The organism is Rhizobium sp. Leaf306, assembly GCF_001423425.1.
Lineage (GTDB): Bacteria > Pseudomonadota > Alphaproteobacteria > Rhizobiales > Rhizobiaceae > Neorhizobium > Neorhizobium soli.
On record NZ_LMNX01000005.1, the window covers coordinates 193,749 to 210,549 of the forward strand.

The following is a 16,801-nucleotide window of genomic DNA, read 5'->3' on the forward strand; positions in this document are numbered from 1 at the left end:
CAGAAGTTCTTACGTTTACGTAAGGTAATTGATATCTAACCGATTGAAAAATATCACTCCGAAATAATCGATTGCGATTTTTCCGATATGGCGCTATCGGTGGCGCCGCACGTGAACCTGCTATGACTTGACGCAGGTAAAGTCTTGAGAGGAAGCTTTTCGATGGCGCGCAAGAAAATTGCACTTATTGGTTCGGGCATGATCGGTGGCACGCTGGCACATCTTGCCAGCCTGAAGGAGCTGGGCGACATCGTCCTCTTCGACATTGCTGACGGCATCCCGCAGGGCAAGGGCCTCGATATTGCCCAGTCCGGTCCCGTCGAAGGCTTCAACGCCAAGCTTTCCGGTGCCAGCGACTATTCCGCCATCGAAGGCGCTGATGTCTGCATCGTCACTGCCGGCGTTGCCCGCAAGCCCGGCATGAGCCGCGACGATCTGCTCGGCATCAACCTGAAGGTGATGGAACAGGTCGGCGCCGGTATCAAGAAATACGCCCCGAACGCATTCGTCATCTGCATCACCAACCCGCTCGATGCGATGGTCTGGGCTCTGCAGAAGTTCTCCGGCCTGCCGAAGAACATGGTCGTCGGCATGGCCGGCGTTCTCGACTCGGCTCGTTTCCGCCTGTTCCTGTCGGAAGAATTCAACGTTTCCGTCCAGGACGTCACGGCCTTCGTTCTCGGCGGCCACGGCGACACGATGGTGCCGCTCGCCCGCTACTCGACCGTTGGCGGCGTTCCGCTGACCGATCTCGTCAAGATGGGCTGGGTCACTGCCGAGCGTCTCGAAGAAATCATCCAGCGCACCCGTGACGGTGGCGCTGAAATCGTCGGCCTGCTGAAGACCGGTTCTGCCTACTACGCTCCGGCTGCTTCGGCGATCGAGATGGCCGAATCCTTCCTCAAGGACAAGAAGCGCGTTCTGCCTGCCGCGGCTTACCTGTCCGGCCAGTACGGCGTGAAGGACATGTATGTCGGCGTTCCCACGATCATCGGTGCCGGTGGTATCGAGCGGATCATCGAAGTTGAATTCAACAAGGACGAAGAAGCTGCCTTCCAGAAGTCGGTCGGCGCTGTTTCGGCTCTCTGCGAAGCCTGCATCAATATCGCGCCTGCGCTGAAGTAATCGCCTTCGGGCGCACGGATTTAAGGATACCTCGATGAACATTCATGAATATCAGGCCAAAGCCCTCCTGAAGGGTTTCGGCGCACCGGTTGCGGAAGGTGTTGCAATCTTCTCCGCAGAAGAAGCCGAAGCTGCTGCAAAGCAGCTGCCGGGTCCGCTTTACGTGGTCAAGAGCCAGATCCACGCTGGTGGCCGCGGCAAGGGCAAGTTCAAGGAACTCGGACCGGAAGCAAAGGGCGGCGTTCGCCTGGCTTTCTCGATCGATGAAGCCAAGAGCCATGCCAAGGAAATGTTCGGCAATACGCTGGTAACCGCGCAGACCGGCGACGCCGGCAAGCAGGTCAATCGCCTCTATATCGAAGATGGCGCAGACATTGCCCGCGAACTCTATTGCTCGCTGCTCGTCGACCGCTCGGTTGGTCGCGTTGCCTTCGTCGTTTCGACCGAAGGCGGCATGGATATCGAAGCTGTCGCTCACGACACGCCCGAGAAGATCCACACGATCGCGATCGATCCGGAAGCCGGCGTGACGGAAGCAGACATCGCTGCGATCTCTTCGGCGCTCGAACTTTCGGGTGCTGCTGCGGAAGATGCGAAGTCGCTGTTCCCGCTGCTCTACAAGGCCTTCAACGAGAAGGACATGGCGCTCCTCGAGATCAACCCGCTGATCGTCATGAAGGACGACCACCTGCGCGTTCTCGATGCCAAGATGTCGTTCGACGGCAACGCGATCTTCCGCCATGACGACGTCAAGGCGCTGCGCGACGAGTCGGAAGAAGACGCCAAGGAAATCGAAGCCTCCAAGTGGGACCTCGCTTACGTGGCGCTCGACGGCAACATCGGCTGCATGGTCAACGGCGCCGGTCTCGCGATGGCGACGATGGACATCATCAAGCTGTACGGCAAAGAGCCTGCAAACTTCTGCGACGTCGGCGGTGGCGCCGGCAAGGAGAAGGTCGCTGCTGCCTTCAAGATCATCACGGCTGACCCGAAGGTCGAGGGCATCCTCGTCAACATCTTTGGCGGCATCATGAAGTGCGACGTCATCGCCGAAGGCGTTGTCGCAGCGGTTCAGGAAGTCGGCCTCAAGGTTCCGCTCGTCGTGCGCCTCGAAGGCACCAATGTCGAGCTGGGCAAGAAGATCCTCAACGAATCGGGTCTTGCGATCACGGCTGCTGACGATCTCGACGATGCTGCCAAGAAGATCGTCGCGGCGATCAAAGCCTAATTTGGGGACCTGATAATGTCTATTCTCGTTAACAAGAATACCAAGGTCCTGGTTCAGGGCCTGACCGGCAAGACCGGTACATTCCACACCGAACAGGCGCTTGCTTACTACGGCACGCAGATGGTCGGCGGTATCCATCCGAAGAAGGGTGGCGAAACCTGGACCGGTTCGAAGGGCGAAAGCCTGCCGATCTATGCGACCGTTGTCGAAGCCAAGGAAAAGACCGGCGCCGATGCGTCCGTGATCTACGTTCCGCCGGCCGGCGCAGCTGATGCGATCATCGAGGCGATCGAAGCCGAGATCCCGTTCATCACCTGCATCACCGAAGGCATTCCGGTCATGGACATGGTTCGCGTCAAGGCTCGCCTCGACCGTTCCAACTCGCGCCTGCTCGGCCCGAACTGCCCGGGCGTGCTGACGCCGGAAGAATGCAAGATCGGCATCATGCCGGGCTCGATCTTCCGCAAGGGTTCGGTCGGTATCGTGTCGCGCTCCGGCACGCTGACTTACGAAGCTGTATTCCAGACATCCAACGAAGGCCTCGGCCAGACGACGGCTGTCGGCATCGGCGGCGACCCGGTCAAGGGCACCGAGTTCATCGACATCCTGGAAATGTTCCTCGCAGACGAAGCCACCCAGTCGATCATCATGATCGGCGAAATCGGCGGCTCAGCTGAAGAAGAAGCGGCACAGTTCCTCATCGACGAAGCCAAGAAGGGCCGCAAGAAGCCGATGGCAGGCTTCATCGCTGGCCGGACCGCTCCGAAGGGCCGCACCATGGGCCATGCCGGTGCTGTCGTTTCCGGCGGCAAGGGCGATGCGGAATCCAAGATCGCTGCCATGGAAGCAGCCGGTATCAAGGTTTCGCCTTCGCCGGCACGTCTCGGCACGACGCTGGTTGAAGTCCTCAAGGGCTAACGCCACATAAAGGTCACCCATCGCCGATAGATAGACGGCGATGGACCAGACATCAAATGACCCGCGGGTTGCTGCATGCGACCTGCGGGTAAGTCGCTCCAGGCTAGGTCTACCCGAGGTAGGTCTACTAAAGAGCGGCGCCGCTCGCAGCGGTATCGAGCCATACGTCAGAGAATGCGGTTTCCGGTCAATTCATCCGGTGCCGATCAGGTCAGGAGGCGGGCGCGGCGCCCGCGGGAAGCAATGGCACGGCAAGAAGCCAACGAACAGTTCCTCATCACGTCTTTCCTCGATGGTGCGAACGCTGCCTATATCGAGCAGCTCTATGGGCGCTACGAAAGTGATCCAACGTCGCTTTCCGAGGAATGGCAGGCCTTCTTCAAGGCGCTGGCAGACAGCCCCGAAGATGTAAAGAAGGCCGCGCAGGGCGCCTCCTGGAAACGTTCGAACTGGCCGATCCCCGCCAATGGCGATCTGATCTCGGCACTCGACGGCAACTGGCCGATCGTCGAAAAGGCGATCGAGACCAAGGTCAAGGCGAAGGCGGAAGCATCCGCCGCAGTGACCGGCCAGCCGGTGCAGCAGACCGACGTTCTGCAGGCGACCCGCGACAGCGTGCGCGCCATCATGATGATCCGTGCCTACCGCATGCGCGGCCATCTGCACGCCAAGCTCGATCCGCTCGGGATCGCGAGCCCGGTCGACGATTACAACGAGCTGTCGCCGAAGTCCTACGGCTTCGAAGAGAGCGATTACGATCGCAAGATCTTTATCGACAACGTTCTCGGCCTTGAATACGCGTCCGTTCGCGAAATGATCGAGATCCTCGAGCGCACCTATTGCTCGACCATCGGCGTCGAATTCATGCACATGTCCAACCCCGAGGAAAAGGGCTGGATCCAGGAGCGTATCGAAGGTCCTGCCAAGGGCGTCACGTTCACGCCTGAAGGCAAGAAGGCAATCCTTTCGAAGCTGGTCGAAGCCGAAGGCTACGAGCAGTTCCTCGACGTGCGCTTCAAGGGCACCAAGCGTTTCGGCCTGGATGGCGGTGAATCGCTCATCCCGGCGCTGGAGCAGATCATCAAGCGCGGGGGTCAGGAAGGCCTCGAGGAAGTCATCCTCGGCATGGCCCACCGCGGTCGTCTGAACGTCTTGACCAACGTCCTCGGCAAGCCGCATCGCGCCGTGTTCCACGAGTTCAAGGGCGGTTCGTTCAAGCCCGACGAAGTCGAGGGTTCGGGCGACGTGAAATACCATCTGGGTGCTTCGTCGGACCGTGAATTTGACGGCAACAAGGTTCACCTGTCGCTGACCGCCAACCCGTCTCACCTGGAAATCGTCAACCCTGTCGTCATGGGCAAGGCCCGCGCCAAGCAGGACATGTTGACCAAGGTCTGGGACAAGGACAACATCATTCCGCTGTCCGAGCGCGCCAAGGTTCTGCCGCTGCTGCTGCACGGCGATGCGGCCTTTGCCGGCCAGGGCGTGACGGCTGAAATTCTCGGCCTGTCGGGTCTGCGCGGCCACCGCGTGGCCGGCACGATGCATGTCATCATCAACAACCAGATCGGCTTCACCACCAATCCTGGCTTCTCGCGTTCGTCGCCTTATCCGTCTGATGTTGCCAAGATGATCGAGGCGCCGATCTTCCACGTCAACGGTGACGATCCGGAAGCGGTCGTTTACGCCGCCAAGATCGCCATCGAATACCGGATGAAGTTCCACAAGCCGGTCGTGGTCGACATGTTCTGCTACCGCCGCTTCGGCCATAACGAAGGCGACGAGCCTGCGTTCACGCAGCCGAAGATGTACAAGGTCATCCGCGCGCACAAGGCCGTGGCGGAGATCTATGCCGAACGTCTGATCGGCGAAGGTGTCATCACCGAAGGCGAATTCGAGAAGATGAAGGCCGACTGGCGAGCCAATCTCGAAACCGAATTCGAGGCCGGCCAGAGCTACAAGCCCAACAAGGCCGACTGGCTTGACGGCCAGTGGTCCGGCCTGCGTTCCGCCGACAATGCCGACGAGCAGCGTCGTGGCAAGACCGCGATGCCGATCAAGGATCTGAGAGAGATCGGTCGCAAGCTTTCGACCATTCCGGAAGGTTTTAACGCCCACCGCACGATCAAGCGTTTCATGGATAACCGTGCGCAGATGATCGAGACCGGTGAGGGGATCGACTGGGCCATGGCGGAAGCGCTGGCGTTCGGTTCGCTCACCGTCGAAGGCACCAAGATCCGTCTTTCGGGTCAGGATTGCGAACGCGGTACCTTCTCGCAGCGTCACTCGGTTCTCTACGATCAGGAAACCGAAGAGCGCTACATCCCGCTGTCCAACCTTCAGGCTGGCCAGGGCAAGTACGAAGTCATCAACTCGATGCTGTCGGAAGAGGCAGTGCTCGGGTTCGAATACGGCTACTCGCTGGCGCGTCCAAACGCGCTGACGCTCTGGGAAGCCCAGTTCGGCGACTTCGCCAACGGCGCGCAGGTCGTGTTCGACCAGTTCATCTCGTCGGGCGAACGCAAGTGGCTGCGCATGTCCGGTCTCGTCTGCCTTCTGCCGCACGGCTACGAAGGGCAGGGTCCGGAGCACTCCTCCGCCCGCCTGGAACGCTGGCTCCAGATGTGCGCCGAAGACAACATGCAGGTCGCAAACGTCACGACGCCATCCAACTACTTCCACATCCTGCGCCGTCAGGTGAAGCGCGACTTCCGCAAGCCGCTGATCCTGATGACGCCGAAGTCGCTGCTGCGCCACAAGCGCGCGACCTCGACGCTGGCGGAAATGGCGGGCGAAAGCTCGTTCCACCGCCTGCTGTGGGACGACGCGGAGATGATCAAGGACGGTCCGATCAAGCTGCAGAAGGATGCGAAGATCCGTCGCGTCGTGATGTGCTCGGGCAAGGTCTATTATGATCTGCTGGAAGAGCGCGAAAAGCGCGGCATCGACGACATCTACCTGCTGCGCATCGAACAGCTCTATCCGTTCCCTGCCAAGGCGCTCATCAACGAGCTCAGCCGCTTCCGCAATGCGGAAATGGTCTGGTGCCAGGAAGAGCCGAAGAACATGGGTTCGTGGTCGTTCATCGATCCGTATCTGGAATGGGTTCTGGCGCATATCGATGCCAAGTATCAGCGCGTCCGTTACACGGGCCGTCCGGCAGCAGCATCGCCTGCAACCGGCCTGATGTCCAAGCATCTGGCACAGCTGGAAGCCTTCCTCGAAGACGCTCTCGGCGGCTGATTTTTCAGCCGTCTCCACCAATTGCTCCGAAACGATATCTGACAAACACGGAAAATAGATCATGGCCACCGAAATCCGCGTCCCTACCCTCGGCGAGTCCGTCAGCGAGGCAACCGTCGGCACCTGGTTCAAGAAGGTCGGCGACACGGTCAAGGCCGATGAGCCGCTGGTCGAACTGGAAACCGACAAGGTTACCGTCGAAGTTCCAGCCCCAGCATCCGGCGTTCTGACAGAGATCGTCGCTCAGAACGGCGAGACTGTCGGCCTCGACGCGCTGCTCGGCCAGATCTCGGCCGCTGGCGCTGGTGCCGGCACTGCCGCTCCTGCTGCACAGCCGGCCGAAGCTGCTTCGGCAAAGGCTGCCGAACCCGCAGCTGCTGCTCCGGCACCTGCCGCCGCCGCAGCGCCTGCCGGTGGCTCGTCCATGCCGCCAGCACCTGCTGCCGCAAAGGTTGCTGCCGACAACAACATCTCCACCTCGGATGTCGACGGTTCCGGCAAGCGCGGTCAGGTTCTGAAGGGCGATGTGATCGCCGCCATTTCCAAGGGCCCGGCGGCTCCTGCCGCACCGGCTTCGGTTCCGGCCGCTCCCCGCCCGGTCTCGTCGGCTGACGATGCATCGCGCGAAGAGCGCGTGAAGATGACGCGTTTGCGCCAGACGATTGCCAAGCGCCTCAAGGACGCCCAGAACACAGCCGCCATGCTCACCACCTATAACGAGGTGGACATGAAGGCCGTGATGGATCTTCGCAACCGCTACAAGGACGTGTTCGAGAAGAAGCACGGCGTGAAGCTGGGCTTCATGGGCTTCTTCACGAAGGCCGTCACGCATGCGCTCAAGGAACTGCCGGCCGTCAACGCCGAGATCGACGGTACGGACCTCATCTACAAGAACTACTGCCACGTCGGCATGGCTGTCGGCACCGACAAGGGCCTCGTCGTTCCTGTCATCCGCGATGCGGACCAGCGCTCCATCGCCGGCGTCGAAAAGGAACTCGGTCGTCTCGCCAAGGCTGCCCGCGACGGTACGCTGTCGATGGCCGACATGCAGGGCGGCACGTTCACCATCACCAATGGTGGCGTCTACGGTTCGCTGATGTCGTCGCCGATCCTCAACGCGCCGCAGTCGGGTATCCTCGGCATGCACAAGATCCAGGAGCGTCCGGTCGCGATCGGCGGTCAGGTCGTGATCCGTCCGATGATGTATCTGGCACTGTCCTACGATCACCGCATCGTCGATGGCAAGGAAGCGGTCACCTTCCTCGTTCGCGTCAAGGAAAGCCTGGAAGATCCGGAACGTCTGGTTCTTGATCTGTAATTTGCGGAGAGCAAAATGGACGCCGCTTCAGCCAATGCGACCTATCTCTTGGTACTTCTGTGCCTGAGTGTCGTCCTGCTTCTCGTGCATATTCTACTGCAGGGGAATTTCGCCACCAAGGATCGCGGCACGGCATGGAATGCCGGTCCGCGGGACGGCGACAACGAACCCAAGAGCGTGATGGCCGGTCGTGCGGCCCGCGCTTCGCGAAACTACCAGGAAACCTATCCCGCCTTTATCGGCCTGCTGCTGGCGATGATCCTCACAGGGGATTCGTCGGGCTTTGGCCTGTTCGGGGCCGCGGTCTGGCTGGTGGCGCGTATCGTCTACATTCCACTTTATCTCAAGGGCATTCCCTATGTCCGCTCGCTTGTATGGCTGGTCAGCCTCGTCGGCCTTGCGCTGATGATGATCGCACTGTTCGTGTGACCGCCTCCTGCTCAATCAAAAGGATAGTCTGATGGCTTATGATGTTGTCGTAATCGGATCCGGCCCGGGCGGCTATGTCTGCGCAATCAAGGCGGCCCAGCTCGGCCTCAAGGTCGCTGTCGTCGAAAAGCGGTCCACCTATGGCGGTACCTGCCTCAACATCGGCTGCATTCCGTCCAAGGCGCTGCTGCATGCTTCGGAAATGTTTGCGCATGTGGCGCATGGCGTCGAAGAACTCGGCGTCGAGGTTCCGGCACCGACGTTGAACCTTTCGAAGATGATGGCCCATAAGGATGCGACGGTAAAGTCGAACACCGACGGCGTCGCCTTCCTGTTCAAGAAGAACAAGATCGACGGTTTCATCGGCACCGGCAAGATTGTTTCGGCCGGCAAGGTCTCGGTCACCGGCGAAGACGGCAAGGTCCAGGAAATCGAGACGAAGAACATCGTCATCGCCACCGGCTCCGACATCGCCGGCATTCCGGGCGTCAATGTCGAGATCGACGAGAAGGTCATCGTTTCCTCGACGGGCGGTCTCACGCTCGACAAGGTCCCGGCCAACATGATCGTCGTCGGCGGCGGTGTGATCGGCATGGAACTCGGTTCGGTCTGGTCGCGTCTTGGCGCCAAGGTCACCGTGATCGAATATCTCGACAAGCTGCTCGGCTCGATGGACGCGGATGCTTCCAAGCAGTTCCAGCGCATGATGGCCAAGCAGGGCATGGACATCCGCACCGAAGCCAAGGTTACCGGCGTCGAGAAGACGGAAGCGGGCGCCAAGGTTACCTATGAGCCGGTCAAGGGTGGCGAAGCCGTCAGCCTCGAAGCCGATGTCGTGCTGATCTCGACGGGCCGCAAGCCGTATACCGCAGGCCTTGGCCTTGAAGAAGCAGGCGTTGCGCTCGACAATCGCGGCCGCGTCGAAATCGACGGCGGCTACAAGACCAATGTTGCCGGCATCTACGCGATCGGCGACGTGGTGAAGGGCCCGATGCTGGCGCACAAGGCCGAAGACGAGGGCGTCGCTCTCGCAGAGATCCTCTCCGGCCAGCACGGACACGTGAACTACGACGTCATTCCGTCTGTGGTCTACACCCAGCCGGAAGTGGCATCGGTCGGCCGCACGGAAGAAGAGCTGAAGGCTGCAGGCATCGCCTACAAGGTTGGCAAGTTCCCGTTCACGGCGAACGGTCGCGCCCGCGCGATGCTCGCCACCGACGGCTTCGTCAAGATCCTCGCCGACAAGGAAACCGATCGCGTTCTCGGCGGCCATATCGTCAGCTTCGGCGCCGGCGACATGATCCACGAGATTGCCGTGCTGATGGAATTCAGCGGTTCGTCCGAAGATCTCGGCCGCACCTGCCACGCTCACCCGACCCTGTCGGAAGCCGTCAAGGAAGCCGCACTCGCGACCTTTGCCAAGCCGATCCATATGTGATCGGCGACAATATCGCATCGGAAAACCGGCCCCGTAACAGGGCCGGTTTTTTTGTGTCCGGTTGACGGGTGTACGTCCCTCGCCAGAGGGCTCAGTTCACAGCGGTGACTGTGAAACCCTGTTTGCGCAAAAGCTCGACCAGGCCGTCATCGCCCGGCAGGTGCAGTGCGCCGACGGCGATGAAGGTGCTGCCTTCGTTGAGGATGGGTGCTGCGCGTTCGGCCATCAGCAGGTTGCGCTTGCGCACCACCAGTTCCTCGAATTCGGCATAGCCGCTATCATCGTCCTCGCCCTCAGGCACGACGGTCTTCAGGAAGGGGATGGTCATGCCCATGTCGCCGGAGAGATAGAGCCCGGTCATCGTCTCGAACACGTCGTCCAGCTTGGGACCGAGCTTGATCGCTTCGATCAGCGACTTCATGTGGATATCGACCGGAATGGCAGCCAATGTCGAAAGCTGCTCGGCAAAGGTTTCGAGCCCCTTGACAGACTTGCCGGCCTTGGCTGCATCCAGCGCCAGCTGCTTGTCGAGGAAAGGGGTGTTCTGGGTCTTACGGGCCATCTCGCAGGCGGGCATCGAGACCAGGCCCATCAGTAGCCAGGGCTTCATTCTCGAAACGGCGGCCAGCGGCACGCCGCGCTGTTTCAGGGCATCGCTGAGAAGTGCGAGGTCATCCTTCGTCAGCAGGCTCTCGATCGAGCTGCCATCGATAAACATCGTCAGCTCCGGCTTGGACAGCATGCCCGCCATCGCCTTCTGTTCGTCGAGCACTTCGTCCGATTCGACGACGATGGTCTTTGCTTCCTTGCGCGCGGCATCGGCGCCCTCAGGCATTTTCAGAACGCGTGGATCGGTCACATGCATGGTGCCGAGAAGGTAGGACGGGGGGAGGCCGGCTTTCTCGATTTTCCAGAAGATGCCGCGGCCGTTGGGGATTTTTTCGCCCTCTGCGACAACCTGCCGATAGGCGGCCGGATCGTTGGCCTTCATCTCCGCGATCAGGTCCCGCCCGGTGCAGGCCGGCGTCTCCGCGCGGGCGGCAAGCGAGGTGATCACGAGGCAGACCGAGGCCAGCAGCAGAACGTGCAGGGCGGCAAGCAACCAAAGCGCAGCCGTCTGGGCGCGTTGAAGGATTGTGCCGGCGAAAATGCTGCGGATCATGTCATCAGTTCCAATTGTTGGGCTCACCCTAGCGGGACTGCTCGAACAGCGGCTTAACCGATGTGGTTAAGGATGGGTTCATGCCCTTGGGTGGGCGCGGTCGTAGACTTCGAGCAGTCTCGACGTATCAACGCCCGTATAGACCTGCGTGGTGGAAAGGCTGGCATGTCCCAGCAGTTCCTGGATCGTGCGCAGATCGCCACCACCGGCGAGAAGATGGGTCGCAAACGAGTGGCGCAGTGCATGCGGCGTCGCGCTGTCGGGCAGATTGAACGCGCTTCTGAGCTTCTGCATCTCGCGCTGGATGATCGCCGGCTGCAGTGTCTTGCCGCGCGCACCGCGGAACATCGGCGCATCGGCGTCCAGATGGTAGGGGCAGAGTTTCCGATAGGTTTCGACAGCTTCGAGGATGACCGGAAGAAGCGGCACAATCCGCATCTTGCCACCTTTGCCGAGAATGCGAAGCGAGGTTGCGCCTGCATCGACATCGGCGGGCGTCAGGCCCAGCGCTTCCGAAATGCGCAGGCCGCAGCCATAAAGCAGCGTCAGGATGGCGGCATCCCGCGCCGCGATCCACGGCTCCTCGTGCAGTTGCGCCTCTGAGGTGACGATGTTGAGCGCCTGGGTGTCGGTCAGCGGCTTCGGCAGTGATTTCGGCTGACGCGGGGCACGGATAGCACCGGCTGCGGCGGCATTCACCAGTCCCTTGCGCTCCAGATAACGCAGGAACGAGCGCAGCCCTGCCAGATGACGGCCGAGCGAACGCGCACCGGAGCCCTCGCGCCGCCGGGCTGCCAGAAAGCTTCTCAAGTCTGCCGGACGCAGGGTATGAATATCCGAAATCGTCGGCGGTCCGGCGAGGTGCGTGGTCAGAAAAGTCAGGAATTGCCGGGTGTCGCGCTCATAGGCGTCAAGCGTGTTGGGCGACAGCCGGCGCTCTCCACTCAGGCTTTCCAGCCATTCGCGGCGCCTCTCAAGGAGATCGGGGGCGGCGATAATGAGCAGTTCGTTCATGAGGGCGACGTTGATTTCCGTGGCATGCCGCCCCAGATTGCTCCCAGCATCGTTACGGAATCCCTAAAGGCGCGGTAACCCTGCCATCGTAATATCATGCGGGCCTGCTCCAGTGGGGACCCGCTTCAAGGAGTTTTAATGGACCGCCGTGATTCCATGACGAGCTTCGGCCAGTTCGCCGAAGCCATCGCACGCGTATCTCAAGGGCGTCCGGGCCACATCGTCGATACCCTTATCGCCGAGCGGGGCAAGCGGATCGTCGGCAGTCCCTTCTGGCCGGTCATGCGTCCGTTTCTCTACACGCTGCTGCGCTACGGCCGGGCGATCGAGTTCGCCGACGATATCGCGCCGAAATCCGGCTACCAGTGTTTCGAATATCTGAGCGAGCATCTGAAGCTGAAGCTTTCGGTCAAAAACGAGGAGCGGATCCCGGACCAGGGCGGCTTCATCCTCGTCAGCAACCATCCGACCGGCATTGCCGACGGCGTCGCCGTGTTCGACCTGTTGAAATCGCGCCGTCCGGACCTGATGGTGTTTGCCAACCGCGATGCGGTGCGGGTCAATCCGCGTTTTGCCGAAATGATCATTCCCGTCGAATGGCGCGACGATCACAAGAGCAAACTGAAGACCCGCGAGACGCTGGTTCTCACCAACAAGGCGGTCGGGGAGGGCAAGGTGATGATCCTGTTCCCCTCCGGCCGCATCGCCTATTGGGAGAATGGCCGGCTGAACGAGCGTCCGTGGAAGACGTCTGCGGTCGGACTTGCCCGCAAATACAATCTGCCGATCCTGCCGATCCATATGACTGCGCGCAATTCCGGGCTGTTCTACTGGCTTGCCAAATGGTCGACCGAGCTGCGCGACATGACGGTGTTCCATGAGCTCCTCAACAAGAAGGGCAACCAGTTCGATTTCACCATCGGGCACATGATCCAACCGGACCAGCTGGAGGGTGACGTCGTCGAGGTCACCAAGGCGCTGGAGCGGCATACGGTTTTCGGTCTCGCAGCCGACGGCGATGCGCAGTTTGTGCCACAATCAGTAGTCCTCGAGGAAGCGCTCCAGGCCCCGGTTCAGGCGTAGATACTGCTGGCGATCGAGCTCTTTGATCGCCCGCTCTTCGGTCGCAGACACTGCCGATGTCGCAGGCTGTTGCCTCGGCCGCGCGGGCGCCGTCGGCGTCATCTTCTGCGGCTTCGGTTTTTGTCTCAGTTTCTCTTTCTCTTCCGTCAGCGTCGGCATGGAGAGTGCAAACAGCAGCCGGTGCTTGTGGATGCGCGACGCGGAATTCGTCATGCCGAGGCTCGATATCGTGACACCGGAGGTCACCGGGTTGAGCTCGATCTTCGGATCGATATTTCCCTTCAGCGTGGTCGAGAATTCCAGCGTATCGGCCATGGTGATCACGTCGGTGCCGCTCGGGGCTTTGAGATTGCCTTTCTCGTTGAGCCATACGAATGTCTCGAGCGTTTCCTTCAAGCCGATCCGTCCGACGATCGGGTAGATGAGGTTGCCGCTTCTCGCTTTCGGGGCACAGTATAGGTCGTTGACCTCAGTCGCCAGCTTCGCGAATTCATCGGTGACACGAAAGCTGCGGTTGTTCTGGCGGGACAGATCGACGCTGCTGCCCAGTCCGAGACTGCGGGTGCCGTTCGAGAACGGGTTGAGCAGGCCCAACGAAAACCCGTGGCTGTCCATTTCCGTCATGTTGAGCTGAAAGTCGTACGCGATGAACGACTTGGCATAGCGGTCGAAATAGAGACTGATGTCCGGGCTGTAGCGGCGTGTGAAAGCATCGGCATAGGTTACCGTCCCGGCTAGAAGCTCTGCGGAGAGCTGCTTCTCCGCCGGGGATCCGTATTCGCGCAGTAGCCCCGTGGCGATCTCGCGGATGGCATCGCGCGCCTCGCAGCGCACCTTGGCGACAATCTGGTAGGTCGTATCCGGCTTGGAGAAATCCTCTGGCAGAGGATGAATATTGCAGCCGGCCAGCAGAATAGCAGGCACGACAAGCGTCGTCATCGACTTGCAGAACATCCGTAGCCCCCACTCCGGTTAGGACTCTACCTATAGTTAATTTTTATTTACGATACAACCTAAATTTCACGCCGCGATGTGTGTCGTCAACGGCGGGGAGCGCCAAACAGCGGTTCCCTTTCGTTCCGGTTTTGGGCATGGTCCCGCCATGGACACAGATTCGTCCGACCTGTTCGGTCCGCTCCTCGATAAGCCCGTCGCGGCCGTTGTGCCGGTCCTGGTGCCTTTGCCGGTGCCGGGTCCGTATAGCTATGCCGTGCCCGAGGGACTGACTGTTGTGCCCGGTTCGGTCGTGCAGGTGCCGGTCGGCCCACGCCAGATGATCGGCGTCGTGTGGGATGGCGCAGACGACAGCACGCTCGACCCGAAGAAGCTTCGACCGATCACGCTCGCTTTCGATTGCCCGCCGCTCTCCAAGGAGATGCGCGATTTCGTCGACTGGGTCTCGGCCTACACGCTGTCGCCGCCGGGTTTCGTGGCCCGCATGGCGATCCGGGCGCCGGCAGCGCTCGATCCGGAACCAATGGTGGAGGGTCTGCGCTTTGTGGGCGGCGAGCCGGCGCGATTGACACCGGCCAGAACCCGGGTGCTGGACCTTGCGAAAGAGCAGGAAGCGCCCTGGACCCGCAGCGGCCTTGCGCATGCGGCCGGCGTTTCCCTGAGCGTCGTTGACGGATTGATCAAGCAGGGTGTGTTCGACACGATTTTCCTGCCGCCGCCGCCTGTCGTGGCACGGCCTGACCCGGATTATACTGCGCCCCGCATCGAGGGACCTCAAAAGGGAGCGGCCGAAGAGATCGTCGCTTCGGTTAGCGCCGGCGGGTTTGCCGCCTCGCTGATCGATGGCGTCACCGGGTCCGGCAAGACGGAAGTCTATTTCGAGGCGATTGCCCAGGCGCTCCGACAAGACAAGCAGGTTCTGATCCTGTTGCCGGAAATCGCACTCACGTCGAGCTTTCTCGATCGGTTCGAGCAGCGGTTCGGGGCAAAGCCTGCCGAATGGCATTCGGATCTATCCCCCCGTATCCGTGAGAAAGTCTGGCGCGGCGTCGTGACGGGGGAGGTGAGGGTGGTTGCCGGGGCCCGTTCGGCTCTGTTCCTGCCGTTCGAGGATCTGGGGCTGATCGTCATCGACGAAGAACACGACCCTGCCTACAAGCAGGAGGACCGCGTCTTCTACAATGCCCGCGACATGGCGGTGGTGCGGGCCCGGATCGGCGATTTTCCGATCGTGCTGGTGTCGGCGACGCCTTCAGTGGAAAGCCAGGTCAACGGGCTCTCCGGGCGCTACACGACGGTCCACCTGCCGACCCGCTTTGGTGATGCAGCACTGCCGGACCTGCATCTCGTCGACATGCGCCGCCATCCGCCGGAACGCGGTGGGTTCCTCTCGCCCATTCTCCTGCGCGGCATGAAGAAGGCGCTGGAGCGCGGCGAGCAGTCGCTGCTGTTTCTGAACCGTCGCGGCTATGCGCCGCTGACGCTTTGCCGTGTCTGCGGCCATCGCTTCCAGTGCCCGCAATGTTCGAGCTGGCTGGTAGAGCATCGCTTCCGGAATCAGATCCAGTGTCATCAGTGCGGCTATCACGAACATACGCCGGAAGCCTGCCCGGACTGCGGGACGTTCGACCACCTCGTCGCCTGCGGGCCGGGCGTGGAGCGGATCGCGGAAGAGGTGGAGAAGCATTTTCCGGAAGCGCGCACGATCGTGATGTCGTCGGACCTGCTTGGCGGCGTGAAGCGACTGCGGATGGAGCTCGATGCGATCGCCAAGGGCGATGTGGATATCGTGATCGGCACGCAGCTCGTGGCGAAGGGCCATAACTTTCCGCTGATGACGCTGGTCGGCATCGTCGACGCGGATCTCGGTCTGTCGAATGGAGACCCGCGGGCCGCCGAGCGGACGTTCCAGCTGCTGAGCCAGGTGACGGGGCGTGCCGGGCGAACAGGGTTGAAGAGCCACGGCCTGATCCAGACCTTCCAGCCGCAGCATCCCGTCATGCAGGCGATCGTCTCCGGTGACGCGGGCGCCTTCTACGAGCGTGAGATCGCAGAGCGCGAAAAGGCGATCCTGCCGCCGTTCGGGCGGCTTGCGTCGCTGATCGTTTCGGCCGATACGCGCGCCGATGCGGAAACCCATGCACGGGGATTGCGCGCGGCCGCACCAAGGGTGACGGGGATTTCCGTGCTCGGCCCGGCGGAAGCGCCGCTCGCGCTGGTACGCGGCCGCCATCGATTCCGGCTTTTGGTGCACGGACGGCGCAATTCCGACATGCAGGCTTTCCTGAAGGCGATGATGTCTGCCGGCCCGAAGGTCCGTGGTACGGTGCAGATCCAGCTCGATATCGATCCTCAGAGTTTTCTCTGATCCTATCTTTGCGAGTTGTTTACCGCTTCCGATAAAATCGCCGCACAAGAACGATTCGAGGATTCCATGGAACTGTATTTCCCCACCGAGACCGGCGAGCAGCTGGCTTTTGTCTGCGCTGCCGCGACGGCTCTCATCGGGCTCCTCATCCTCCTGTTTCCCGGCCCCTGCCTGCGGCTTTCGGCGTTCCGTGTCGGCGATGTCCGGCCGGAGGGTTACGGTTCCGTGCGGGCCGCCGGCGCTCAGTATGTCGGCCTCGGCGTCGTGCCGATCATCTTTGCCCAGGACTGGTTCTATATGGTGCTCGGCATCGTGCTTGGTCTGGGGGCATTCGGAAGGCTGGTCTCGTTTGCTTTCGATCGTGGCGCAACTGTGAAAAACACGCTGATTTTCCTACTACAAGTTGTCCTTTCCGCCGGCCCGCTCGCCTATGTCTTCGGCTATCTCTGAGCTTTCCAATCAAGAGCGTTCATCTCAGACGCGGTCAATTCCAGCGGTGTCCGACATAAAAACGACTCAAG

General features: G+C 61.1%; 13 protein-coding genes. 10 read left to right on the forward strand and 3 right to left on the reverse strand.

Annotation, left to right across the window (positions count from 1 at the left end):
* Positions 1-162 precede the first annotated feature (162 nt).
* The 7 genes from mdh (at position 163) to lpdA (ending at position 9,699) form a co-directional block, all read left to right on the forward strand.
* A complete protein-coding gene (mdh, locus tag ASG19_RS21490) occupies positions 163-1,125 on the forward strand; it encodes a malate dehydrogenase (RefSeq protein WP_062462492.1) in 963 nt (320 codons plus the stop codon).
* Positions 1,126-1,159: 34 nt separating this feature from the next.
* Positions 1,160-2,353, forward strand: coding sequence for an ADP-forming succinate--CoA ligase subunit beta (gene sucC, locus ASG19_RS21495; protein WP_062462495.1), 1,194 nt, complete (start codon positions 1,160-1,162; stop codon positions 2,351-2,353).
* Positions 2,354-2,368: 15 nt separating this feature from the next.
* Positions 2,369-3,271: a succinate--CoA ligase subunit alpha gene (gene sucD, locus ASG19_RS21500; RefSeq protein WP_062462498.1), complete on the forward strand. Its 903-nt coding sequence runs from the start codon at positions 2,369-2,371 to the stop codon at positions 3,269-3,271.
* 243 nt (positions 3,272-3,514) lie between these two features.
* Positions 3,515-6,514: a 2-oxoglutarate dehydrogenase E1 component gene (locus ASG19_RS21505; RefSeq protein ID WP_062462501.1), complete on the forward strand. Its 3,000-nt coding sequence runs from the start codon at positions 3,515-3,517 to the stop codon at positions 6,512-6,514.
* A gap of 61 nt (positions 6,515-6,575) precedes the next feature.
* Entirely contained in the window at positions 6,576-7,832 is a 1,257-nt protein-coding gene (gene odhB, locus ASG19_RS21510) for a 2-oxoglutarate dehydrogenase complex dihydrolipoyllysine-residue succinyltransferase (RefSeq protein WP_062462503.1), read from the forward strand.
* A 15-nt stretch (positions 7,833-7,847) separates the two neighbouring features.
* Positions 7,848-8,261 carry an MAPEG family protein gene (locus ASG19_RS21515; RefSeq protein WP_062462506.1) on the forward strand — a complete coding sequence of 138 codons (414 nt, stop codon included), beginning with the start codon at positions 7,848-7,850 and terminating at the stop codon, positions 8,259-8,261.
* 31 nt (positions 8,262-8,292) lie between these two features.
* Positions 8,293-9,699 carry a dihydrolipoyl dehydrogenase gene (gene lpdA / locus ASG19_RS21520; RefSeq protein WP_062462509.1) on the forward strand — a complete coding sequence of 469 codons (1,407 nt, stop codon included), beginning with the start codon at positions 8,293-8,295 and terminating at the stop codon, positions 9,697-9,699.
* A gap of 91 nt (positions 9,700-9,790) precedes the next feature.
* On the opposite strand, the gene ASG19_RS21525 is transcribed toward lpdA, so the two are convergent.
* Together ASG19_RS21525 and ASG19_RS21530 are read right to left on the reverse strand one after the other, a co-directional pair.
* Positions 9,791-10,861 carry a TraB/GumN family protein gene (locus ASG19_RS21525; RefSeq protein ID WP_062462513.1) on the reverse strand — a complete coding sequence of 357 codons (1,071 nt, stop codon included), beginning with the start codon at positions 10,859-10,861 and terminating at the stop codon, positions 9,791-9,793.
* Between the two features lie 78 nt (positions 10,862-10,939).
* Positions 10,940-11,875: a tyrosine recombinase XerC gene (locus tag ASG19_RS21530; protein ID WP_062462516.1), complete on the reverse strand. Its 936-nt coding sequence runs from the start codon at positions 11,873-11,875 to the stop codon at positions 10,940-10,942.
* Positions 11,876-12,013: 138 nt separating this feature from the next.
* Here ASG19_RS21530 and ASG19_RS21535 point away from each other — a divergent pair, with 138 nt between their 5' ends.
* Entirely contained in the window at positions 12,014-12,958 is a 945-nt protein-coding gene (locus ASG19_RS21535; protein ID WP_062462519.1) for a 1-acyl-sn-glycerol-3-phosphate acyltransferase, read from the forward strand.
* Here ASG19_RS21535 and ASG19_RS21540 read toward each other — a convergent pair.
* A complete protein-coding gene (locus tag ASG19_RS21540) occupies positions 12,914-13,912 on the reverse strand; it encodes a hypothetical protein (RefSeq protein ID WP_062462522.1) in 999 nt (332 codons plus the stop codon). The two genes, ASG19_RS21535 and ASG19_RS21540, sit on opposite strands and share 45 nt — an antisense overlap.
* Positions 13,913-14,060: 148 nt before the next feature.
* Between ASG19_RS21540 and ASG19_RS21545 the strand changes: the two genes are divergently transcribed.
* Positions 14,061-16,280, forward strand: a complete 2,220-nt coding sequence (locus ASG19_RS21545; RefSeq protein WP_062462525.1) for a primosomal protein N' — start codon at positions 14,061-14,063, stop codon at positions 16,278-16,280.
* A 66-nt stretch (positions 16,281-16,346) separates the two neighbouring features.
* Positions 16,347-16,730, forward strand: a complete 384-nt coding sequence (locus ASG19_RS21550) for a hypothetical protein (RefSeq protein WP_062462528.1) — start codon at positions 16,347-16,349, stop codon at positions 16,728-16,730.
* Positions 16,731-16,801: the final 71 nt, after the last annotated feature.